This is a genomic window from Bradyrhizobium sp. BLXBL-03 (assembly GCF_051853015.1).
Taxonomy (GTDB): domain Bacteria; phylum Pseudomonadota; class Alphaproteobacteria; order Rhizobiales; family Xanthobacteraceae; genus Bradyrhizobium; species Bradyrhizobium manausense.
Genome location: NZ_CP182470.1, coordinates 5964838 through 5988412 on the forward strand (window position 1 = coordinate 5964838; position 23575 = coordinate 5988412).

Annotated in this window: 19 protein-coding genes; 7 read left to right on the forward strand and 12 right to left on the reverse strand. The window is 63.9% G+C overall.

Annotated features, from left to right (window positions below):
- Window positions 1-33: 33 nt before the first annotated feature.
- Entirely contained in the window at window positions 34-2397 is a 2364-nt protein-coding gene (locus tag ACNJX9_RS28565) for a transketolase (protein ID WP_439405336.1), read from the reverse strand.
- Between the two features lie 130 nt (window positions 2398-2527).
- Here ACNJX9_RS28565 and ACNJX9_RS28570 point away from each other — a divergent pair, with 130 nt between their 5' ends.
- On the forward strand, window positions 2528-2989 hold the full coding sequence (locus ACNJX9_RS28570; protein ID WP_057753316.1) for an Lrp/AsnC family transcriptional regulator: 462 nt from the start codon (window positions 2528-2530) through the stop codon (window positions 2987-2989).
- A 140-nt stretch (window positions 2990-3129) separates the two neighbouring features.
- Here ACNJX9_RS28570 and ACNJX9_RS28575 read toward each other — a convergent pair whose 3' ends face one another.
- The 7 genes from ACNJX9_RS28575 to ACNJX9_RS28605 form a co-directional block, all read right to left on the reverse strand.
- On the reverse strand, window positions 3130-4209 hold the full coding sequence (locus ACNJX9_RS28575; protein WP_057753319.1) for a zinc-binding dehydrogenase: 1080 nt from the start codon (window positions 4207-4209) through the stop codon (window positions 3130-3132).
- Window positions 4210-4269: 60 nt separating this feature from the next.
- Window positions 4270-5211 carry a DMT family transporter gene (locus ACNJX9_RS28580; protein ID WP_205668268.1) on the reverse strand — a complete coding sequence of 314 codons (942 nt, stop codon included), beginning with the start codon at window positions 5209-5211 and terminating at the stop codon, window positions 4270-4272.
- Window positions 5212-5397: 186 nt separating this feature from the next.
- Window positions 5398-6237 carry an aldo/keto reductase gene (locus ACNJX9_RS28585; protein WP_057753322.1) on the reverse strand — a complete coding sequence of 280 codons (840 nt, stop codon included), beginning with the start codon at window positions 6235-6237 and terminating at the stop codon, window positions 5398-5400.
- A 310-nt stretch (window positions 6238-6547) separates the two neighbouring features.
- Complete coding sequence (locus ACNJX9_RS28590) at window positions 6548-9253, reverse strand: nitrate reductase (protein ID WP_439405338.1); 2706 nt, start codon at window positions 9251-9253, stop codon at window positions 6548-6550.
- A 1-nt stretch (window position 9254) separates the two neighbouring features.
- A complete protein-coding gene (locus tag ACNJX9_RS28595; protein WP_439405340.1) occupies window positions 9255-10472 on the reverse strand; it encodes an NAD(P)/FAD-dependent oxidoreductase in 1218 nt (405 codons plus the stop codon).
- Window positions 10473-10482: 10 nt separating this feature from the next.
- Complete coding sequence (locus tag ACNJX9_RS28600) at window positions 10483-10911, reverse strand: globin family protein (protein ID WP_057753819.1); 429 nt, start codon at window positions 10909-10911, stop codon at window positions 10483-10485.
- 122 nt (window positions 10912-11033) lie between these two features.
- Entirely contained in the window at window positions 11034-12416 is a 1383-nt protein-coding gene (locus ACNJX9_RS28605; protein WP_439405341.1) for an MFS transporter, read from the reverse strand.
- Window positions 12417-13110: 694 nt separating this feature from the next.
- On the opposite strand from ACNJX9_RS28605, the gene ACNJX9_RS28610 reads away from it, so the two are divergent.
- Together ACNJX9_RS28610 and ACNJX9_RS28615 are read left to right on the forward strand one after the other, a co-directional pair.
- Window positions 13111-13950 (forward strand): formate/nitrite transporter family protein, encoded by an 840-nt coding sequence (locus ACNJX9_RS28610; RefSeq protein WP_057753329.1) that lies wholly within the window; start codon window positions 13111-13113, stop codon window positions 13948-13950.
- A gap of 83 nt (window positions 13951-14033) precedes the next feature.
- On the forward strand, window positions 14034-15773 hold the full coding sequence (locus ACNJX9_RS28615) for a protein kinase domain-containing protein (RefSeq protein ID WP_439405342.1): 1740 nt from the start codon (window positions 14034-14036) through the stop codon (window positions 15771-15773).
- 12 nt (window positions 15774-15785) lie between these two features.
- Here ACNJX9_RS28615 and ACNJX9_RS28620 read toward each other — a convergent pair whose 3' ends face one another.
- Window positions 15786-16703, reverse strand: a complete 918-nt coding sequence (locus tag ACNJX9_RS28620; protein WP_439405343.1) for an intradiol ring-cleavage dioxygenase — start codon at window positions 16701-16703, stop codon at window positions 15786-15788.
- 159 nt (window positions 16704-16862) lie between these two features.
- On the opposite strand from ACNJX9_RS28620, the gene ACNJX9_RS28625 reads away from it, so the two are divergent.
- Window positions 16863-18137 carry a serine hydrolase domain-containing protein gene (locus tag ACNJX9_RS28625; RefSeq protein ID WP_439405344.1) on the forward strand — a complete coding sequence of 425 codons (1275 nt, stop codon included), beginning with the start codon at window positions 16863-16865 and terminating at the stop codon, window positions 18135-18137.
- Window positions 18138-18306: 169 nt separating this feature from the next.
- Here the strand turns inward: ACNJX9_RS28625 and ACNJX9_RS28630 are convergent, their stop codons facing one another.
- A complete protein-coding gene (locus ACNJX9_RS28630) occupies window positions 18307-18540 on the reverse strand; it encodes a hypothetical protein (protein ID WP_057753337.1) in 234 nt (77 codons plus the stop codon).
- Window positions 18541-18675: 135 nt separating this feature from the next.
- Between ACNJX9_RS28630 and ACNJX9_RS28635 the strand changes: the two genes are divergently transcribed.
- The 3 genes from ACNJX9_RS28635 (at window position 18676) to ACNJX9_RS28645 (ending at window position 22010) form a co-directional block, all read left to right on the forward strand.
- Entirely contained in the window at window positions 18676-19020 is a 345-nt protein-coding gene (locus tag ACNJX9_RS28635) for a DUF1236 domain-containing protein (protein WP_057753339.1), read from the forward strand.
- A 357-nt stretch (window positions 19021-19377) separates the two neighbouring features.
- Window positions 19378-20835, forward strand: a complete 1458-nt coding sequence (locus tag ACNJX9_RS28640) for a sensor histidine kinase (RefSeq protein WP_057753822.1) — start codon at window positions 19378-19380, stop codon at window positions 20833-20835.
- 14 nt (window positions 20836-20849) lie between these two features.
- Window positions 20850-22010: a mandelate racemase/muconate lactonizing enzyme family protein gene (locus ACNJX9_RS28645; RefSeq protein ID WP_439405345.1), complete on the forward strand. Its 1161-nt coding sequence runs from the start codon at window positions 20850-20852 to the stop codon at window positions 22008-22010.
- Window positions 22011-22030: 20 nt separating this feature from the next.
- On the opposite strand, the gene ACNJX9_RS28650 is transcribed toward ACNJX9_RS28645, so the two are convergent.
- Both ACNJX9_RS28650 and ACNJX9_RS28655 read right to left on the reverse strand, forming a co-directional pair.
- Entirely contained in the window at window positions 22031-22762 is a 732-nt protein-coding gene (locus ACNJX9_RS28650) for a cytochrome c biogenesis CcdA family protein (protein WP_439405347.1), read from the reverse strand.
- A 208-nt stretch (window positions 22763-22970) separates the two neighbouring features.
- Window positions 22971-23237 (reverse strand): hypothetical protein, encoded by a 267-nt coding sequence (locus tag ACNJX9_RS28655; protein ID WP_057753345.1) that lies wholly within the window; start codon window positions 23235-23237, stop codon window positions 22971-22973.
- Between the last annotated feature and the right edge of the window lie 338 nt (window positions 23238-23575).

Sequence of the window (23575 nt, forward strand, 5' to 3'; positions counted from 1 at the left end):
TCGCCCCGGAATGACCGAGGCGGGTTACCTCGACTACACCGCCATCTTCCGATGCAGCACCGGCGCGCCGGTGGTGAGGCTTTCGGCCGCATCGATGATGGCATTGGCATCGATGCCGTAATGGCGGTAGAGGTCGGCGATGGTGCCGGTCTGGCCGAACTGCTCGACGCCGAGCGCCTCGACGCGATGGCCGCGGACGCTGCCGAGCCAGCCGAGCGCGGAGGGGTGGCCGTCGATCACGGTCACGATGCCGCAGTCGCGCGGCAGCGGCGCCAGCAATTGTTCGATATGGCTGAGATGCTGCACGCCACGGCGGTCGCGCCGCAATTTTCGCGCGGCAGTCCAGCCGGAATGGAGGCGATCGGCCGAGGTGATCGCGAGCAGGCCGATGTCGCGCCTGACCTCGCCGATGAAGCCGGTCGCCTCGATCGCCTCAGGGGCGACCGCGCCGGTATAGGCGATCACGAGCTCGGCATTGGGACCGGGCTTGCGCAGCCAATAGGCGCCGTCGGTGATGCCCTGCTGCAACTCCGGCGTCATGATGCGCTGCGCCTGCTCGATGCTGCGCGTCGAGAGGCGGAGATAGACCGAGCCGCCCTCGCCCGGATCGCGCTGCATGTGCTCAAAACCCCAGCCCATGATCACCGCGAGCTCGTCGACGAAAGCTGGCTCGAACGAGGCAAGCCCGTCCTGCGCCATGCCGATCAGCGGCGTTGCGATCGACTGGTGAGCGCCGCCCTCGGGCGCCAGCGTGATGCCTGACGGCGTCGCCGCCACCATGAAGCGCGCGTCCTGGTAGCAGGCATAGTTCAGCGCATCGAGGCCGCGCTCGATGAAGGGATCGTAGAGCGTGCCGACCGGCAAGAGCCGCGCGCCGTTGATCTGGTGCGACAGGCCGAGCGCCGAGAGCATGATGAACAAATTCATCTCGGCGATGCCGAGCTCGAGATGCTGGCCCTTCGGCGAAGCGTCCCAATTGTAGGTCGAGGGAATTTTCTCGCTGCGGAATAAGTCCGCCTTCGCGGCATTGGCGAACAGGCCGCGCCGGTTCACCCAAGGCCCGAGATTGGTCGAGACGGTGACATCGGGCGAGGTCGTGACGATGCGCTTTGCCAGCTCGCTGTCGCCGCGCGCGATCTCGTTCAGCACGAGGCCAAAACCCTGCTGCGTCGACATTTGCGGCGATGGCTTGAAGCTGAGCTGCGCGGGCACCTCGACCACCGGCGCGGTCAGGCGGCGGCCGTCCTGGTTGAACGGCACGCGCGCGAGAAACGCGTCGAGCTCGGCGGCGCTCTGCGGCAGGCCCTCGTACTTGTCCCATTCATGGCCGGGCCGGATGTTCTGGCTCTCGCGATATTTCTCCATCTGCGTAACCGTCATCAGGCCGGCATGGTTGTCCTTGTGGCCCTGGAACGGCAGGCCGACGCCCTTGATGGTGTAGGCGATGAAGCAGACCGGGCGGTCATGGTCGATGGACTCGAACGCCTCGACCATGCTCGCCATGTCGTGGCCGCCGAGATTCGACATCAGCGCCAGCAGCTCCTCGTCGCTGCGCTTGTCGATCAGCGCAGTGATCGGGCCCTGGTCGCCGATCTCGTCGTGCAGATGCTTGCGGAACGCCGCGCCGCCCTGGAAGCATAGCGCGGCGTAGAGCGCGTTCGGGCAATTGTCGATCCAGCGCTTCAGCGCCTCGCCGCCCGGCTCCGCGAAAGCCTCGCGCATCAGCCGGCCGTATTTCACGATCACCACGTCCCAGCCGAAATTGCGGAACATGGTCTCGAACTTTTCCCACAGGCCTTCGCGCACGACGGCGTCGAGCGACTGCCTGTTATAGTCGACCACCCACCAGGTGTTGCGCAGGCCGTGCTTCCAGCCCTCGGCCAGCGCCTCGAAGATGTTGCCCTCGTCCATCTCGGCATCGCCGACGAGGGCGATCATCCGCCCTTCGCGGCGATCCTTCATCCAGCCATGCGCCTTGACGTAATCCTGCACCAGCGAGGCAAACAGCGTCTGCGCGACGCCGAGGCCGACCGAGCCGGTGGAGAAGTCGACGTCGTCGACGTCCTTGGTGCGTGAGGGATAGGACTGCGCGCCCTTGAAGCCGCGGAAGTTCTCCAGCTTTTCGCGGCTTTGCCGGCCGAACAGATACTGGATGGCATGGAACACCGGGCTCGCATGCGGCTTCACCGCCACGCGGTCCTCTGGCCGCAGCACATGAAAGTACAGCGCCGACATGATGGTGGCGAGCGAGGCCGAGGAGGCCTGATGGCCGCCGACCTTGAGTCCGTCCGCGTTGGAGCGGATGTGGTTGGCGTGGTGGATGGTCCATGACGACAGCCACAGCGCCTTGCGGGCGAGAGCAGTCAGGATTTCGAGACGCGCGGAATCGACGGGCATGGCGATGCTCCGGAAAATAAGGCGGATCATACGCCCGCCGGCGGCGCCAGATTTCTCAATTTTTCGCGTCATACCGACCGATATTGGGATACCATACCAACACCGGCCATGAAATACAGGTTCTATTCCAATGCCCGAGCTCGACGCCATCGACCGCAAGATCCTCAGCCATCTCCAGAACGACAGCCGCCTGACCATGCAGGAACTCGCCGACAGGGTCGGCCTGTCGGTCTCGCCCTGTCATCGCCGGGTCAAGCTGCTGGAGGAGCGCGGCGTGATCTCGCGCTATGTCGCGACCGTCGACCAGAAGGCGCTGGGGCTGCATGTCAGCGTCTTCATCTCGATCAAGCTGGCGCGGCAGAAGGAGGAGGACCTCAACCGCTTCGCCCGCGCCATCTCGAAATGGGACGAGGTGCTGGAGTGCTATCTGATGACCGGCAACCGCGATTATCTGCTGCGCGTGGTCGCAGCCGACCTCGCCTCCTACGAGACGTTCCTGAAGACCAAGCTGACCCGGCTCGACGGCATCGCATCGATCGAGTCCAGCTTTGCACTCAGCCAGGTCAAATATTCGATCGCGCTGCCGGTGTGAGGCGACGCTCCCTCGTTGTCATTGCGAGCGCAGCGAAGCAATCCAGAATTCCTCCGCGGAAACATTCTGGATTGCTTCGTCGCACCAGCGCAAAATTGCTAGGCAATTTTGTCGCGGGCTCCTCGCAATGACGGTGCCTGTTACCGCCACGGCTGCACGATGATCTTGGTGTGGGCCTCGGGATTGGCGAGATCGGCGAAGGCTTTGGCAACGCCGTCGATGCCGACCTCCGCCGTCACCATCGCCGCGGCGTCCACCTGTCCTTCGGCGATCAGGCGCAGCGAGGCTGCAAACTCTTCCGGCGTGTAGCCGAGCACGTACTGGACGTTGAGCTCCTTCATGATGCCGAGCATGGGCTCGTGTCTGTCGCTCTCCATGCAGACGCCGACCACGACGATCCTGGCGTCGCGCGGGGCGCCCTCGAACACTTGCTGCAACAAGCCGGGCACGCCGACGCATTCGAAGATGATCGCGGGCTTCAGCGCCGGCAGCATGGCCTGTAACGGCGGTCGCGCCGCCTTCTCCGCCTCCGACATCTGCGCGTGCTCGGCCCAGGTCGCATAGGGCTGCGACACCTTGGGATCGACGACGATATCGGCGCCGAGCTTTGCGGCAAGCGCCCGCCGCGCCGGCGAATAGTCGGCGGCGATGATCGGGTGCAGGCCCTCGATCTTCAGCGCCGCGATCACGGCAAGGCCGACAGGGCCGCAGCCGATCACCAGCGGCACCTCGCCGCCTTGGATATTTGCCTTCGCCACGGCGTGAACGCCGACCGCGAGTGGCTCGGTCAGCGCGGCATGTTCCGGCGCGAGGCCGTTCGGCACTTCCAGCAGCAGCGGCTCGCTGAGCAGCATCTGCTCCGCATAGCCGCCGACAAACTCGTTGGAATAGCCGATGCCCTTGATGCCCTCAGGCGTCAGCAGCGCGGGCAGCGAGCACACATGTGTGCCGGGCTTCAGCTTGCGCGTCGTGCCGGGGCCGAAATCGACGATCTCGCAGCAGAACTCGTGACCGAACACGACATCCCGCGACAGATCCATCGGGGTGCGCCCGGTCTTCTTGGCCATCTCGACCATCCGCGGCGCGTGCTGGCGCGCGTGCAGGTCGGAACCGCAGATGCCGCAGGCGAGCGTCTTGACCAGCACCTGGCCGTGACAGGGCTTCGGCTCCGCCATCTGCCCGGCGACAATCTCGCCGTTCCTGAAAATCGCCGCGCGCATTCGGCCCCTCCTGATGTGTTGGAACCGTTGATAGCACGTATCAGCGCGCGCAAACTTGCGTCAGGGGTTCGGAGACCGTGCCGCCTGCACCAAAACCTGGGCGCGGCGGACGCGCTCGCGGTGGGCGATGTAGAGCCCGCTGGCGACGATGAAGGCCGCTCCCGTGATGGTCCAGACATCGGGCAGCTCGCCAAAGACGAAGAAGCCCAAAATGCTGACCCACAGCAGCTGCGTGTACGAGAACGGCGCCAGCACCGAGGCATCGCCGTAGCGATAGGCCAGCACGATGATCCACTGCCCGACGGTGGAGGCCAGGCCGATCACGATGCCGAGCCCGATGCCTGTCCAGGTCGGCGTGACCCAGACGAACGGCACCATCACGGTGAGGATCGCAACACCCGTGAGCGCCGAATAGGCCATCGTGGTGAGAACGGCCTCACGCCCGCTCATCAGGCGCGTCATGATCAGTGCGGCGGCCCAGCAGAATGCCGAGACGATCGGGAAGAACGCCGCGACGTGGAATGTGGCCGAGCCCGGACGAATGATGATCATCACGCCAACCAGGCCGACCGCGGTCGCGATCCAGCGGCGCATGCCGACCTTCTCGCTGAGGAAGACGATCGAGAGTGCGGTGACGAACAGCGGCGAGATGAAGCCGGTGGCAGAGGCCTCCGCGATGGGCAGGAAGCGCAAGCCGGTGATGAAGAAGAGGGAGGAACCGAGCAGCGCCGTGCCGCGCATGATCTGCAGGCCCAGCCGCTCGGTCCGCATCGCATGCAGCGGCGAGCCCGGCAGCATCACCGGCAGGAACATGAGCGCGAAGGTGACGAAGCGAATCCAGGTGATCTCGATCGACGGCAGGCTCGATGACAAATATTTCGAAGTGACGTCGGAGCAGCCGAGAAATACCGTCGACAGCAGTACCAGCGCGATGCCCTTGAAGGGATGGTCGACGCGCGCAGGCGCGCGGCGAGCCTCCTGCTTCTTCTCCGGCAAGGGCATGGGAATACTGTCGAGCCTTGCGGCTGCAGCAGGTGGCGGTGTCACTGTAGGAACCCGGCAAAAGGCGAATCGAGAGGCCTCATAAAAACGACAAATGCGCCGCGTTCACAACTTCCGAAAACAGGATGCCGATATGCGCTGACGTCCACGCGCGTCAACGCCCGGTTAATATTGCACGTTTGTGCGCTACAGCATCGGCAGGCTGCGCGGCTTCGGGCCGCGCGGAAACGCCGCATCCAGCGCCGAAATCTCCTCTTTCGTCAGCACGAGATCGCCGGCCGCCGCATTTTCGCCGGCATGTTCCGCGGACGACGCCTTCGGGATCGCGAACACCGTAGTCGCACGGGTGAGGAAGCTCAGCGCGACCTGACGCGGTGTCGCACGACGTGCCTCTGCAATGCGCGCCAGCACCGCGCCGCCCTTGCTGCGCGCATCCGGAAAATCATCGTGCCCGAACGGCGAATAGGCGACGACGGCAACGCCATGCCGCTCGCACCACGGGATCACGGCATGCTCGATCGCGCGCTCCTTGAGATGATAAAGCACCTGATTGCAGGCGATCTTGCCTTCGCCCGCAACCTCGAGAATCTCGTCGAGATCATCGGCATCGAAATTGGAGACGCCCCAGGACTTGATCTTGCCTGATGTCACCAGCTCCTCGAATGCAGCGACGGTGTCCTCGAGATCATACGAGCCGCGCCAGTGCAGCAGATAGCAATCGAGACGATCCGTCCTCAGCCGCTTCAGCGAGCGCTCGCAGGCCGTGATGGTGCCACGGCGCGAGGCGTTGCTCGGCAGCACCTTGGAAACCAGAAACACCTCATCACGACGGCCGGCGATCGCATCGGCAATGACAAGCTCGGCATCGCCATACATCTCGGCGGTGTCGATATGGGTCATGCCGAGATCGAGCCCGCGCTGAAGTGCCGCGATGGCGCGCTTGCGCTCGCCATGGTCGAGATACCAGGTGCCCTGCCCGATGACAGAGACGTCGGTGCCGGTCTTGCCGAAGGGTTTTGTTTTCATGTTTGGCTCCGGTCTTTATGTCGTCCTGGCCTAGTGCGCAATTGCGCACGGGAGCCAGGACCCATTACCACAGGGAGAGGTTGTTGCAGTAGATGGTGGCCACAGTGCGCCTCGACAACGCTGACCGGAAGTAATGGGTCCTGGCTTTTCGTGCGCAATTGCGCACTGGGCCAGGACGACGATGGGAGACAATAGGAGTCCGACTATATCCACATCGTCATTGCGAGCGCAGCGAAGCAATCCAGACTGTCACCTCGGAGGGACTCTGGATTGCTTCGCTGCGCTCGCAATGAGGGTGGAAAAAGCGGGCCTAACTTGCCGCGCCCGCGACCTTCGCCTGCTGCACCGGCGCCACGTCCGTCGTCGCGATCAGGCGCTTCAGCTCGGGAATGCAGGAGCCGCAATTGGTGCCTGCTTTGAGCTTTACACCGATCTCGGCGGGGGTGCGCGCGCCGCCGGCGATCGCATCGCAGATGGTGCCGCGGCCGACGCCGAAGCAGGCGCAGACGACAGGGCCGGTCGAGACGGCGCCTTCGCTGGACTTGCCGGACAAGAGCAAGCGGCGTTGGTCGTCGGTGACGCGATCGGCCGCAAACACGCTCTTCACGACCTCCCAGTCGCCGGCATCATGCGCGGGGCCGACGAACAAGCAGGTCTCGATCCGGTCGGCCGAAAACGAAGCGGCGCGGAAAACGCCGCCGCCGAAATCGCGGTACTCGGCCACGTCCTCGCCGCCGATGCTTGCGAGCCAGGCCGGCCAGCGCGACAGGTCAGCATTATCGGCGAAGAGATAGCCGAAGCCGCCGCTGACCGTGACGCGGGTCCACAACAGGTTTGGCGGCAGGGCGAGCTGCTTGCGCGACAGCGCAAAACCGCGGAAGACATATTCGTAGGGCGCGATCGCAGCCGGCGTCGCTTTCGATTCCGGCTGGCCCGAGAATGGATCGGTAAACGAGTGCACCAGCGCGCCGACGCGGCCATGCGAGGCGTTCATCGCGCTCCAATGGATCGGTGTGAACAGCGTGCCGCGCTGCTGCCGGTCGCTGACGACGACCTTCAAAATGCACTGGCCGTAATCGGAGGTGATGCGGGCATAGCCGTCGTGAACAATGCCGTATTTGCTGGCATCGTCTGGATGGATCTCGACGAAGGGTTCGGGCAGATGCGCACCCAGCCGCTGGCTGAGACCTGTGCGCGTCATGGTGTGCCACTGGTCGCGGATGCGTCCGGTGTTGAGCCTCAGGGGACGCGACGGGCCGGTTTCGGCCCGCAGCGAAGGCACTTCCGGGGCGACGAAGCGACCCTTGCCGTCATTGGTGAAGAAGCCACCTTCCGCGAAGAATCGTTCGCCAGGTGCACCACCTTCGGGGGCAGGCCATTGCACCGGCGTCAAGCCATCGAAGGCCTCGTCGGACAGCGCGCTCAGCGCGCCGATGTCGAAATCGCGGCTGCCATTGTTCTCGAACGCCGAGAGCGCGGCATGCTCGCGGAAAATATCGGCGGCCGATTTGTAATTGAAGCTGTCGCCGAAGCCGAGACGCTTGGCGGTCTCGCTCAAAATCCACCAGTCCGGCCGCGCCTCGCCGGGCGCCGGCAGGAACGAACGCTGGCGCGAGATGCGGCGCTCGGAATTGGTCACCGTGCCCGACTTCTCGCCCCAGGCCAGCGCCGGCAGCAGCACATGCGGGCCGGCTTCGACCGTATCGTTGCCGAGCACGTTCTCGGACACCACGAACAGCTCCAGCTTCTTCAGCGCCTCGCGCACGACGTCCGCGTCGGGCAGCGACACCGCCGGATTGGTGCCCATCACCCAGAGCGCCTTGACCTCGCCCCGGTTGATCGCCTCGAACAGCTGCACCGCCTTCAGCCCTTCATGGGTGGCGATGCGCGGCGCCTTCCAGAACCGCCTGACCCGATCGATGTCGGGCGGCGTGAAGCCCATGTGGGCGGCGAGCATATTGGCGAGGCCGCCGACCTCGCGGCCGCCCATCGCATTGGGCTGGCCGGTGAGCGAGAACGGCGAGGCGCCCGGCTTGCCGATGCGCCCCGTGGCCAGATGGCAGTTCAGGATCGCATTGACCTTGTCGGTGCCCTGCGCCGACTGGTTGACGCCCTGCGAGTAGAGGGTGACGACGCGCGTCGTGTCACGGAACATCCGGAAGAAGGCGGCGACGTCCTGCTCGGAGAGCCCGGTCGCAAGCGCAGTCGCGGTGATGCTTCCCGCGATGTTACGCGCACGCGCCAGCGCATCGTCGAAGCCAGAGGTATTGTTCGCGATGTAATTCTGATCGAGCGCACCATTGTCGGCGAGATGCACGAACAGGCCGGAGAACAGCGCGGTGTCGGTACCGGGCCTGACGCCGAGGAACAGATCGACGTCACCAGCGGTGTCGGTGCGGCGCGGATCGATCACGATCATGCGCGCGCCGCGCTCTGCGCGGTTCTTCAGCATGCGCTGGAACAGCACCGGATGGCACCAGGCCGCGTTCGAGCCGACGAAAATCAGGAGATCGGCCCGGTCGAGATCCTCATAACAGCCGGGCACGGTATCGGCGCCGAAGGCGCGGCGATGGCCGGCGACCGAGGATGACATGCAGAGCCGGGAATTGGTGTCGACATTGGCGGTGCCGACAAAGCCCTTCATCAGCTTGTTGGCGACGTAATAATCCTCGGTGAGAAGCTGGCCTGAAAGATAGAAGGCGACTGCATCGGCGCCATCGCGCGCGACAATGTGCTTCATGCGATGCGCGACATGGTCGAGCGCGTCACTCCAGGCCACGCGCTCCATCACACCCTTGCAGCGGATCATCGGATAGAGCAGCCGGCCCTCCAGCCCGACGGTCTCACCGAGCGCAGAGCCCTTCGAGCACAGCCGGCCGAAATTGGCGGGATGGTCGGGGTCGCCCGTGATCGCTGCGCCGCCCGCGCCATCGGGCGTTGCGAGCACGCCGCAGCCGACGCCGCAATAGGGACAGGTGGTCTTGGTGGTGCGGAGCGTGGGATCGATCGCCGTCATATCAGGCAGCCTTGGAAGGAACGGCGAGGATACGGCCGAACATCATGCCGGCCCGGATGGCGGCAATCTTCTCGCGGGTGCGGATCAGCTCGAGATACCAGAGCGCGTCGGCGGTATCGCCGACCAGCACGGCGCCGGTGAGGCACCCGTCTGAAATCACGAGCTTCTTGTAGGTGCCGCGTCGGCTGTCCGACAGGACGAGGCTCTCGCTGCCCTCACCGCCCATGAAGTCGCCTGCCGAGAACACGCTGACGCCTGATACTTTCAGATTGGTCGAGACCACGCTGCCCTGGTAGGCGGCGGGGCGGCCACCGAGATGCCGGGCCAGCACCCGCGCCTGCTCATAGGCCGGCTCGACCAGGCCATAGCAGGTGCCGCGATGCTCGGCGCATTCACCGAGCGCGTAGATGTCGGCAGACGCCGTCTGCATCACGTCATTGACGACGATGCCGCGGTTGACCGCGATGCCGGCGTCCTTGGCGAGCGCAATGTTGGGCCTGATGCCGGCAGCGAAGATCACGGCGTCCGCCTCGATCCGGCTGCCATCGGCCAGCTCCACGGCTTCGACATGGCGCTCGCCGTGGATGCGGGCGGTCGAGGCCTTGAGCAGGATGCGGATGCCCTTGCGTTCCACGAGCGTCTTGAGCAGATCGGCGGCCGGCCCGTCGAGCTGGCGCTCCATCAGCCGGTCCATCAGATGCAGCAGGGTCACGGGCGCACCGGCCTTGGCAAGGCCATAGGCCGCTTCAAGCCCGAGCAGGCCGCCGCCGACCACGACGACGCGCTTCCTCGCCGCGGCCAGCGTCAGCAGCAGGTCGACATCGCGGGTGTCGCGAAAGGTATGCACGCCGGCAAGATCGGCGCCCGGCACGTTGAGCCGCAGCGGCGTCGACCCCGTCGCGAGCACGAGCCTGGAATATTCCATGCTCTCTTCGCCTGATATCTTGAGCTCGCGGCGGCCGGTGTCGATCTCGGTGACGCGATAGCCGCAGCGGACGGTGACGCCGCGATCACGCCACCACTCCGCTGGTCGGAGCTCGATCTCGTGCGAGCCGGTCTCGCCGGCCAGCACGGATGAGAGCAGCACCCTGTTGTAAGCGAGCCGCGGCTCTTCGCCGATCACAGCGACCGCATAGCGGCCGAGCGCGGTGCTGGCGAGCTCGTCGACCAGACGCGCGGCTGCCATACCGTTACCGACGATGACGAGCGGTTCACTCACAAGGCATCTCCTATTCGGCGGCCTGCGCCGGTGAGCCGTAGGCCTCGGAAATCATGTAACCGGACAGCACGCCGTAGGCGTCGGTCCAGGCGGTTGCGAGCTCGGGCGTCCAGGCCTCGCCGAGGCCCTTCTCCAGGGTCCACAGCAAGGTCGCGCCGACCACGGGATAGTGCTCGGCCTTGGCGCCATAGGCGACGTGGCGCTTGGCGAGCGCCGAGGCCGCGGGAAGAATCGTCTCGAGATTGGACAGGCCGCCGACGACAGCGGCGAGCATGGCCATCAGCTTCTTGCGCTGCTCGGTCATGTCTTCGGGAAACATCGCGCGCACGGAGGGAGCGACCTCGAACAAGCGGTCATAGAACAGCTGCGAAGCTGCTTCGGAAATCGGTGCGACCTTGGCGAAGCTTTGCTGGATGAGGGTAATCTGTTCGGGCGTCACAATGGTCTCCTGTCTGTTTCGGTCTGCTTTTGTCCGCGCCATTGCGAACAAGGTTCATGGGTCAAACGTCATCAGAGAGTCTTCTCCCCGCGTACGGGGAGAAGCGTGTTTCATGCCGAGGATCACACACGCGCTTCGGCCAGGCTTGCCGCGCCTTCAGTTTGCGGGCCGCGACGCAGGTAGAACCACCAGGTGAGGGCAAGGCAGGAGGCGTAGAACACGAGGAAGACCGCGAGCGCGACCTGCGGACCGCCCGTCGCTGCAATCGACTTGCCGAAGCTGCTCGGGATCAGATAGCCGCCGACGGCACCGACCGCGCCGATGAAGCCGACCGCCGCACCGCTCTCGATGCTCGCCGTCTTCAGCGCCATCGCGCGCGCCGCATCGCCCTTGCCGCGCACCTTGAACAGGTTTTCCTCGCGGAAGATCGACGGGATCATGCGATAGGTCGAGCCGTTGCCGATGCCTGTCGTCACGAACAGGATCAGGAACATCGTGAGGAAGCCGGTGAAGTCCTTCTGTCCGACGAAGTAAAGGACGCCGATCGTTGCCGCCGCCATCGCGATGAAATTCCAGAAGGTGATGATCGAGCCGCCGATCTTGTCGGCGAGCCAGCCGCCGAGCGGCCGCGCCAGCGAGCCGACCAGCGGCCCGAGGAACGCGATCGAGATCGTCACCGTCGGAAACTGCGTCTTGATCAGCAGCGGAAACGCCGCCGAGTAGCCGATGAAGGAGCCGAACGTCCCGATGTAGATGAAGGCCATGATCCAGGTGTGCTTGCGCTTGACGATCGCGAGCTGGTTCTTCACCGACGACTTGGCCGAGCTCAGGTTGTTCATGAAGAAGACCGCACCGAACACCGCGATCGCGATCGGCAGCACCCACATCAGGCCCGCGTTCTGCAGATAGACACCGCCGACCGGCGTCGCCTGGAACAGGTTGATGACGCCAAGGCTCATCAGCATCGGGGTCAGAAGCTGCACGCTGGAGACGCCGATATTGCCGCCGGCGGCATTGATGCCGAGCGCCGAGCCCTTCATCCTGTCAGGGAAGAAGAAGGAGATGTTGGTCATGCTGGAGGCGAAATTGCCGCCGCCGAGGCCCGCCGTCGACGCGATCAGCAGCATCAACCAGAACGGCGTCTCGGGCTGGCTCACGAAGTAGGCGAGCGACAGCGTCGGAATGAACAGGATCGCCGCACTGAAGATGGTCCAGTTGCGGCCGCCGAAGGTCGTCACCGCAAACGTATAGGGGAAGCGCATCAGCGCGCCGATCAGGCCGGGGACGGCCACGAGCTGGAACAGCTCATCGGTCGAGTAGTGGAAGCCTGCCTGCGGCAGCTTGGTCGCGACGATGCTCCAGATCAGCCACACCGAGAAACCGATATGCTCGGCCACGATCGACCAGATCAGGTTACGCCGGGCAATGGTCTTGCCCGTCGCATTCCAGAATGCTTCATCCTCCGGTCTCCAGTCTGAGATCCAGGTCGGATTGTCTTCCCTCATTGGAAAATTCCTTTCACTAGGAAGGCGCGACACCGGCAAATCGCGGACGCAAAGAGGCGCACTCGGGGGAAAGCCCCGATTGGGCGGTGTCACAGATTGGATGATTGCTTGTGACGGCGTCGATGGCGTCAGAACTCGTAATTCAAGCCTTGTGCCAACGCCGATTGTTGGGAAAATATGTTTAAAAGCAATCGGCTAGCAACAGTGGCGATTCTTTGAGCAAGCCTATAATTGCATCAAACTTCGGCTTCTCGCTCAATTCTTGAATGCTGATTCGCCCGTTGATTGTGCGTCGCGCAAGAGTTGTGCAACCGCCTGGTTTTTCGCCACCGGCCATTTGGCGGCCCGCTGGAAGGGGAATTTGCGCTGAGCAATTCCCTGCAAATGGGGTGGCGGAGGAGCCCGGCAGACGCACGCCCGGGACGCCGTGCCTTTGGCACATCGATTGCTTCACGATGTGCAGGTCAACGATGACTGCAGTGCGCCCGGGGGCATCGAGCTTCCGACGGCCACTAGGATAGCGAAGCCTGTTCGCTGAACCGCCGAAGTGCGGTCATCGTGACGTTATCCCAGTGTCTGCCGACATCGCCCCGGTCGCCCGCTCCCGCCTCGCGGGGTGCAGCCGATCGGGTTGACCAGGGCACGGTCCGGCAACGGCCGCGCCTCAAGGGTCACACGCACAAAGGAACTGACGATGTCGTATCTCGCGCCTTCGGAATTCGTCACCAAGATGGTGGACGCAGGGGAATCCAAGATCTTCATGTCCACCCGGGATACGGTCATCCGCGCCTATATGGCCGGCGCCATCCTGGCGCTCGCGGCATGGTTCGCCGTCACCATCAACGTCAACACTGGCCAGCCGCTGGTCGGCGCGCTGCTGTTTCCGGTCGGCTTCTCCATGCTCTATCTCCTGGGCTTCGATCTTCTGACCGGCGTCTTCGTCCTTTCCCCGCTCGCGCTGATCGACAAGCGGCCGGGCGTCACGCTCGGCGGCGTCCTGCGCAATTGGGGTCTCGTCTTCATCGGCAATTTCGCCGGGGCGCTCACCGTGGCCTTCATGATGGCGTTCGTGACGACCTTCGGCTTCACCCAGGATCCCGACAAGGTCGGCATGACGATCGGCAATATCGGCGAGGGCCGCACCCTCGGCTACGCCGCCCACGGCGCCGCCGGCATGGCGACGCTGTTCATCCGCGGCATGCTCTGCAACTGGATGGTCTCGACCGGCGTCGTCGGCGCGATGATCTCGACCACCGTCCCGGGCAAGGTCATCGCGATGTGGATGCCGATCCTGGTGTTCTTCTACATGGTGTTCGAGCACTCCGTGGTGAACATGTTCCTGTTCCCGTCGGGGCTGATGCTGCACGCCAAGTTCTCGATCATGGATTATTTCATCTGGAACGAGATCCCGACCGTGCTCGGCAATCTCGTCGGCGGCCTCGCCTTCACCGGCTTGACCTTGTACGCCACGCATGTGCTGACCAAGCCGAAGCGTGAGGTGGCGGCAAAGAGCCAGCCGCGCGCAGCCGCCTGAGCGATCGCTGTTCAACGAGGAGCGTTGTCGAAGAAGGGAGCTTTGCCTGCTAGGGTGAGGCTCCCTTTGCATTGGTGGCGAGGATGAGCCGGGGCTTGCGCATTTCGATCGGGCAGCACTCCGACAAGGGGCGCAAGCCGGTCAACCAGGACTTTCACGGCGCGCTGATCCCGACCGAGCCGCTGTTGAGCCTGAAGGGCATCGCCGTCGTCTTGGCCGACGGCATCTCGAGCAGCGCCTTGAGCCAGGTCGCGAGCGAGTCCGCGGTCAAGAGCTTCCTGACCGATTATTACTGCACCTCCGAATCCTGGACGGTGAAGCATTCGGCGCGGCGCGTTCTGGAAGCGACCAATTCGTGGCTGCACGCGGAAACCCGGCGCAGCCAATATGCTTACGACCGCGACAAGGGCTACGTCTGCACCTTCACGGCCATGGTCGTCAAATCGACCACAGCCCACATCTTTCACGTCGGCGACTGCCGGATTTATCGGATCGCCGGCAAGGCCCTCGAACAGCTCACCGAGGATCACCGGATCATTGTCTCGTCCGAGCAGACCTATCTCGGCCGCGCGCTCGGGATCAATCCGCAGATCGAAATCGACTACCAGGCGATTCAGGTCGAGCCTGGCGACATCTTCCTGCTGGCGACCGACGGCGCCTACGAATTCGTCGATCATCGCTTTGTCACCAGCACCCTTGCAGCCTCTGCCGCCGATCTCGATGCAGCCGCGCAAACCATGGTCGAGGAGGCCTACCGGCGCGGCAGCGACGACAACATCACCGTACAGATCCTGCGCATCGATGAGATACCGCGGACGGGCCCGGTCGATATTTTCGGTGGCACGGCCGAACTGCCGCTGCCGCCCCTGCTGGAGCCGCGCGCCTTGTTCGACGGCTATCGCATCGTCCGCGAAGTGCATGCCTCCAGCCGCAGCCACATCTACCTCGCCATCGACACCGAGACCGAGACCGAGGAGATGGTCGCGCTGAAGATTCCGTCGATCGATCTGCGCGACGATGCCGCCTATCTGAAGCGTTTCCTGATGGAGGAGTGGATCGCGCGCCGGATCGACAGCCCTCACGTCCTCAAGCCCCGCTTACGATCCAGGCGGCGCAACTATCTCTACGTCGCCACCGAGTTCATCGAGGGACAGACGCTGAGGCAATGGATGCTGGACAATCCGCGCCCCGACCTCGAAACCGTGCGCGGCATCGTCGACCAGGTCGCGGCGGGCTTGCGCGCCTTCCATCGCATGGAGATGCTGCACCAGGATTTGAGGCCGGACAACATTCTGATCGACAAGACCGGCACGGCGAAGATCATCGACTTCGGGGCCGTCAAGGTTGCCGGCGTCATCGAAGCAGCCGCCAATCCGGCTGACGCCGAGATCCTCGGCACGGTTCAGTACACAGCGCCGGAATATTTTCTCGGCGAAGGCGGCTCGCCGCGGTCGGACATGTTTTCGCTCGCGAGCATCTGCTACCAGATGCTGACCGGAAGCCTGCCCTATGGCGCCCAGCTCGCGCGCATCAGGGGAAGATCGGATGCGTGGAAGCTGAGGTATCGTCCGGCCAGCCACGATGACCGCGCAGTCCCCGTCTGGATCGATGGCGCGTTGCGGAAGGCCCTGCATCCCGATCCCAACAAGCGCCACGAGGATCTGTTCGAATTCACCTACGAGCTGCGCAACCCCAATCCGGCTTATCTCAGCACGCGGACCACGCCTTTGCTGGAGCGTAATCCGCTGCTGTTCTGGAAGCTGACAACGGTGACACTGGCCTGCGTCGTCGTGGTCCTGCTCGCACTGCTCCACGCGCGCTAGCGCAACGATCGCTCAAGCCGGTTCAGCCGCCTTCGTCCCCAGCGGTTTGGGCGCGATGCCACCACCGGGCTTGAGATGGAATTCGTAGCTCATCAGGTGCCACTTCCCGTTCGCCTTGCCGCCGTCGGGCATCTCAGGATCGTTGCGCGGCTCGACCTTGGCGATCAAATCGTCCTTCACCCCGAACACCACATCGGAATCGAGATATTTGTCGCCGTCCATGAAGACGTGGGTGATCAGCGGCTCGTAGCCTTTGGCATTGACCAGGAAGTGCACATGCGCGGGACGCATCGGATGGCGCCTGGTCTGCACGATCATCTCGCCCACCGGCCCGTCCGTCGGGATCGGATAGCTGCACGGCAAGATCGTGCGGAAGAAGAAGCGGCCGTCGGCATCGGTGATGAAGCGCGCCCGCGCCGAGGCCCCGACCTCGTCGTAATTCGCCTTCTGGGAATCATAGAAGCCGTCATCGTCGGCGTGCCAGACGTCGACCGGGACGTTCGCGAGCGGTTTGCCGTGGAGGTCGGTGACACGGCTCTGCACGAACATCCGTTCGCCCGTGAGATTGTTCGGCGAGATGTCGGTGCCGTGAGCGGTGACCTTGTGCTCGCCGACATAGAACGGGCCGAGCACGGTGGTCTGCGTCGCGCCGTCGCGATCGCGATGGTTGACCGCGTCGACCAGCATGGAGACGCCGAGCACGTCGGAGAGCAGGATGAACTCCTGGCGGGTGTCGGTGCATTTCTGGCCGGTTCGGGTGAGAAAATCGATGGCGTATTCCCACTCCTCGAAGGTGAGACCGGTCTTGCTCACGTAATCGTGCAGCGACTTCACCAATTCCTGGAGCAGGAATTTCGCACGCGGGTTTGGCGTGTTGTCGAAGCTCTTGACGACGGCTTCGGTGAGTTCGGTCTCGTTGAACTGGGTCATGGTGCGTTGCCCTGGATTTTCTCGTTGGCCCGGCGGGGCTTTTGACGGCGTTCCGAACCGGAGCCTACACCAACCCGCAGCCCCGCGTTAAGCGCGTCCCGCTTGGAATAGGGTCGTCATTTCGGCTATCAACGCCTGACAAACTGCCTGGAGGAACCGATGCTCGCCCCTACCCCCGCCTCGCCCGAATCCGTGGGCATGTCCAAGGCCGCGCTCGACCGCGTCGATGCCCATCTGAAGGCCCGGTACATCGATGCCGGCCGTTTCCCCGGCACGCATCTCCTGGTCTACCGCCGCGGCAAGGTGGCCCACAGCACCGTGCAAGGCTTTGCCGATATCGAGCGCAAGGCGCCGGTCAAGGACGACACGATTTACCGCATCTATTCCATGACCAAGCCGCTCACCAGCGTTGCCTTCATGATGCTGGTCGAGGAAGGCCTGGTCGCGATCGACGAGCCGGTCGCAAAGTACATTCCGGAATGGAAGAATCTCGGAGTCTTCGTCGCCGGCAGCGGGCCCAACTTCCTCACCCGGCCGCCGTCAAGGCCGATGCTGATCGTCGACCTGCTCCGGCATACGTCCGGTCTGACCTACGGCTTCCAGCAGCGCTCCAACGTCGATGCCGCCTATCGCGCCGAGAAGATCGGCGAGGTCGAGAAATCAGGCACGCTCCAGACCATGATCGAGAGCCTTGCAAAAATCCCGCTGGAGTTCTCGCCGGGCGAGTCCTGGAACTACTCCGTCTCTACCGACGTGATCGGCTACCTCATCGGCAAGATCTCAGGAATTCCCTTCGAGCAGTTCTTGAAGCAACGCATCCTCGATCCGCTTGGGATGACGGATACCGATTTCCATGTGCCCGTCTCGAAGGCGCATCGCTTCGCCGCCTGCTATTCCGCCGATCCCGGCGGCGGCATGACCTTCCATGCCGGCCAGCGCCGGCAGGGCCTGACGGTGCAAGACGACCCGACCACGAGTTCGTTCTTGTCTCCGCCCTCCTTCATCTCCGGCGGTGGCGGCCTATGCTCGACGATGGCCGACTATCTCACCTTCTGCCGGGCGCTGCTCAATGGCGGTGAGCTTGGTGGTGTCAGACTGATCGGGCCGAAGACGCTGGCGCTGATGACGACCAACCACATTCCGGGCGGACAGGCACTGCCGGACGTATCGCGCTCGCTGTTCTCCGAGGCGACCTATAACGGCATCGGCTTCGGCCTCGGTTTTGCAGTGACGATGCGCCCAGCCGAGACGCTGATCGCGGGCAGCCCCGGCGAATACAATTGGGGCGGCGCGGCCACGACCTCGTTCTGGATCGATCCCGCCGAGGAACTGATCACGATCTTCATGACCCAGGTGCTGCCGTCTAGCGCCTATCCGATCCGGCGCGAGCTACGCAGCATGGTCTATGCCGCGATCACCGAGAGCAATCTCTGACATCTCGAATCTTCTTCGTTCGGCTTCGCCAAGGCGTGGATGGCCGGGACAAGCCCGGCCATGATGCTCGTTTTGAATCAGTGGAAATGACCGATCAGATAGATGCCGCCGCCAATCACCAGCACGGCCGGCACGGCCCACAAAATCAAGACTGGCATGTGCTTCCTCCTCAGTTTGACGTGCAGACCTTGACGGTCTTCATGCCGCTCTCAGCCTCGGTGCGCGATTTGTAGATCGTGCCCGACGGGCTGACGACGGTCATGCTCGTGTCCGTCGGCTTCTTGTCGACCACCGTGCACTTCTTGGTCTTGACGTCCTGCACGACATAGAACTCGTCGGCCGCGAACGCCGGCAACGAAAATGCAGCGATCATCACTGCTGCGGTTGCGATCCTCAGCTTCATTCTCTCCTCCTCCAATCCGGGTGTTCCTCGCCCGGTCCAGATGCAAACGGGAAAAACTAGCAATTTGTTCCTATCCGTCGGGGAACGTCATCGGCGGTGAGATGTTGGTGCGGCGCTTGTTATGAGGAGGACGATATGAAAAAGCTGTTCCTACTTTCCGCGGCGGCGCTGATGGTCTCGACCGGCGCGTTCGCACAATCCACCGTGGTGACCACGACCGGAACCGGTCATGCCGCGGCGGTCCAGATCGAGCCGCAATACCGGACGCGGATCAAATCCTACGTCACCGAGCATCATCTGCGGCCGGTGACGACGAAGGAAAAGATCATCGTCGGTGCGAAGGTTCCAAGTGATGTCGAACTCGAGTCGGTTCCGGCCGATTGGGGTCCGTCGCTGACGCAATATCGCTACGTCTACTCCGGCGATCGCGTGATGCTGGTCGATCCTGGCACCCGCACGGTCGTGCAGGAAATCGACTAGGACGTAACCGGACGAGCGGCCGCCTTCCTGGGCAGCCGCTCTCTCGGAGCTGATCACATGACACCGCATCGAGAAGCCCGGATTGCCGGGCTCAGCCTGGCGGCCGTGTACGCCATGTGCCTGCTGCTCACTGCCATCAGCATGAGCTGACGCAACGACGTTCCGCGCCGTCAGCGACCGCGCTGCAAAAATCTCCTCGGCCTGCTCGCCCAATGCGAAAATCGTGGCGCCGCGCAATTCCTGCCCGTATGGTTCTCTGCAAAATCATAATCCGGCGCTGAAGCGCCGGAATCGGGACGTCCGCGTTTGTCAAAGCTCACCCTGCCGGTCCGGCTCGCTCTCCTGGTCACAGGAACGATGTTGCCGCTCATCGTCTTCGCCGTCGGCATCGCGTTCTACAATTACAAGCAGGACCGCAGCGATGCGACCCGCCGCGTGCTGGAGAACGTACGCAGCATGCGCCTGGTGCTGGATTCCGAGGTGCAGCGGATGACCGGCGGGTTGCAGGTGCTGGCGCTCACGGACTCGCTCCGCAACGACGACTTTGTCAATTTTCGCAGTATCGCGCTCGGCTTCCTCGAACAATATGGCAAGAGCGGCCTCGTGCTGATCTCCGACAGCAAGGGACGCATCCTGTTTTCCTCCACGACGGAAGACACTGCGAGCCTGCCGCCACGCGGCAATATGGCGATCGTGGAGAGATTGTTCGCGATCAAGGCACCGCAATATTCCGATTTGTTCAATGGCGTCTACAATCATCGTCAGGTTCTCACCGTCGAGGTTCCGGTGTTTCGCGACGGCGAAGTCGTCTACGACCTCTGCTTCAGCCCGCCCATCGGCATCTTCCAGACTCTCGTCGAGAAGCAGCGGCCCAACACGGAGTGGACGGTGTCTCTGCTCGACACCACAGGCACCGTGTTCGCCCGCGTGCCCAACCCTGGCGAAACCTTCGGCAAGCGCGCCGCGCCATCGCTCTACGCCGAGATGTTTCGCAGCGACGAGGCTGCACTCTCATCGGTGTCGCTCGACGGCATTGCCCTCGCCTCCGCCTATACGCGATCGCATCTGACGGGCTGGACGGTCGCCGCCGGGGTCCCTGAAAGCTCGCTGATCGCACCGCTCTGGCGCAACATCGCGATCACGAGCCTGATCGGCGGCGTGCTGCTGCTGATCGGCCTCACCTTCGCCGTCAGGATGGCGACCACGATCGCGCGCGGCGAGATGCTGCACAATCTCTTGGTCGAGGAGCTCAACCATCGCGTCAAGAACACCTTGGCCTTGATGCAGGCGATCGCGGTGCAGACTTTTCGCAGCGCCAGCCGCGACGAGCGGACCAAGTTCGAGGGGCGTCTCAGTGCGCTCGCCGAAGCGCACAATCTTCTCAGCCAGGAGAAATGGGCGGGCTCGGAGCTGCGGGACGTGATCGCGCGTGCGCTCCAGCCGTTCCTGCTGGCAAATCCCGACCGCATCCGCATGTCAGGGCCGGCGGTGCCGCTTTCGCCGCGGCTCGCGGTGGTGCTGTCGATGATCGTGCACGAGATCGCGACCAACGCCGCGAAATACGGCGCACTTTCCAACGAGACCGGCAGGGTCACGCTGGACTGGGAGGTCATCGCCGATATACCGAAGCCGCGGCTCCGGCTGATCTGGACCGAGACCGGCGGCCCCCCGGTGACGGAGCCGGTGCGGCGCGGCTTCGGCTCGCGCCTGATCGAGCGCAGCGCCCGCGACCAGCTCGGCGGCGAGGCAACGGTGGACTTCCTGCCGCGCGGCGTGGTCTGCACGGTGACATGCGTGCTGGACGAGACAAGGTGAACGGGATCGGGACGATGAAGATCACTGGGATTCGGACGCACATCCTCGAAGCAAGACTGTCCCAGCCCTTCGCCTATTCGCGCGCCTGGTACGACACGCGCACCGCCATGCTGGTCGAGGTCGAGACGGACACCGGCCTGACCGGCTGGGGCGAGTGCTACGGTCCTGCGCGGATGACTGCGGCCGTCGTGCAGGGCGTCGCGCCGTGGCTGGTCGGCCAGGATCCACTGCAAACCGACGTGCTGTGGCGGATGATCTATGCACGCCTGCGCGATCACGGCCAGAAGGGCGTGGTGATCCAGGGATTGAGTGGCATCGACATCGCGCTGTGGGACATCAAGGGCAAGCATTTTGGCGTACCGGCCTGTCAATTGCTCGGAGGCGCCGCGCGCAAGGAGGTGCAGGCCTACGCGACCGGGCTCTACCGGCGCAGATCAGGCGATCCCCTCAAATATCTGCCGGAGGAAGCAGCCAGCTATGCCGCGGAAGGCTTTCGCGCCGTAAAGCTGAAGGTCGGCTTCGGCATCGAGGAAGACGCTGCAGTCACGCACGCCGTGCGCGAGGCGATTGGCGGCGATGTCGCTCTGATGGTCGACGCGAACCACGCCTATGATGCCGTCGCCGCGATCCGACTCGGACGGCTGATCGAGCGTCACGACATCTCCTGGTTCGAGGAGCCGGTGCCGCCGGAGGACGTCGCCGGCTATCGCGCGGTGAGGTCCGCGCTCTCCATTCCCATCGCCGGCGGCGAATGCGAGTTCACGCGCTTCGGCTTCCGCGACCTGTTTGCCTCGCATGCCCTCGACATCGCCCAGCCCGACACTTGCGCGGCCGGGGGACTCACCGAATGCAAGAAGATCGCCGACATGAGCGAAGCGTTCAGCGTCCGCTACAACCCGCACGTCTGGGGCACCGGAATCGCGATCGCCGCCTCGCTGCAGCTCCTCGCGGTGCTGCCCTCGCATACGCCAACTTCGCTGGCGCCGCTCGAGCCAATGCTCGAATTCGACCGCACCGAGCATCCGATCCGGCAGGCGATCCTGAAAGAGCCGATCGAGCACCGTAACGGCATCGTTCGCGTGCCTGACGATCCGGGACTCGGCATCGAGGTCGACCGCGAGGCGATGGCGCGGTTTGTCGTGAATGAGAACTGGACCCCGCAACGCGGCGTGTGAACCTTCTGATTTGCACGGCTCTACCCGATCGTCTGCAGCATCGGGAACGTCTCCAGCAGCCAGATGCTCACATTCGACACCGCGCCGGTGAGGAAGCCGATGCCGGTGATGACCATCAGCACGCCCATGGCGCGCTCGACATTGACAAGGTGGCCCTTCATCCGCGCGAACAGCGTGGAGAACTGCTCGATCATCAGCGCCGCGATCAGGAAGGGGATGCCGAGGCCCGCGGAATAGACCGCGAGCAGACCTGCGCCCTTCGTCACCGTCGCCTCGGCCGCCGCGATCGACAGGATCGCGGCGAGGATCGGGCCGATGCACGGCGTCCAGCCGAACGCGAAGGCGAGTCCCATGATATAGGCGCCCCAGAGTCCGACGGGCTTCGGGATCGGGAGCCGGCCTTCGCGCATCAGGAAGCCGATCCGCGTCAGCCCGAGGAAGTGCAGACCCATGATGATGATGACGATGCCGGCAAGGATCGACAATTCCGCCGACCAGGCGCGGATCAGCCCGCCGATCAGCGAGGCGCTGGCGCCGAGCGCCACAAACACCGTGGAGAAGCCGAGCACGAACAGCAGCGCCGCCATCATGATGGCGCGCTTGGACACCGTGTCAGGCTCGCCGCTCTCGACGTGCTCGATCGTGGCGCCGGTGAGATAGATCAGATAGGGCGGGACCAGGGGCAGGACGCAGGGCGAAAGGAAGCTGACGAGACCGGCAATCATCGCCGCGGGAATCGAAACATTTTGCATGATGCAGTCGGAGCCATCCCCGGCCCTCGGGCCGGGCGCGGGGACTGCGCACGTGACTTGGGCCGAACCGGCTCTGGTGTAGCCGATGCCGGGGAATGCGCAACAGAGGCGCGATCAAACCAGGGCTCCTCCCGATGCCGTCTGTGATCACAGGTGCGGCATCGGGACGCGCACAATTCTCGCCAAAAAGCGAGATTCGGCGGCGCGGCTACTTCACCACGCGGAGCAGCGGACGCCGGGGCTGGTCCTGCGTCTGCTTGGAGGGGGGCGGCGGCGCGCTGGCGGCGCTCCGCAACATTTCGTCGCACAGGGCCTTGAGATCGGCGCTGTCGATTCCTTTGAGCTTCATCCTGACATCGAGGATGACGATCGAGAGCAGCTCGGCCGACTCGCGGCTGTTGCTCTCGTTGAGAACCTTGCGGCACTCCTCGAGCGTCTCGAGCACCGACTGCAATTGTTCGTCTGTATGCGACACCGGCGTTCTTTCCGTTATTTCAGGCTGGAGACGTGCTTGAAGTGATTCCCTCGGCCCCCCAAGCGACCGAAGGATAGCACGAGGGATCCGAGCCCTCGAATACGAATTCAACGTGTTTCTGCGTCGAAACTGCGGTTCCGGACGGCATTGCTTCGCGGCGCAAGTCGGAACGGTCGAGGACGAAACGCTTGGCCAGGTGTGATCGATCCATGTCCCGGGAACGCGCGTCATCGCGTACGCCGTCCTGAGATCCACATGGACCCGGCAATCCCGCAGCCACGTCAAGGCTCGCAACGGAACGCACAACTACCCCTCTTCCGAGCAACAATTTGCCCGAT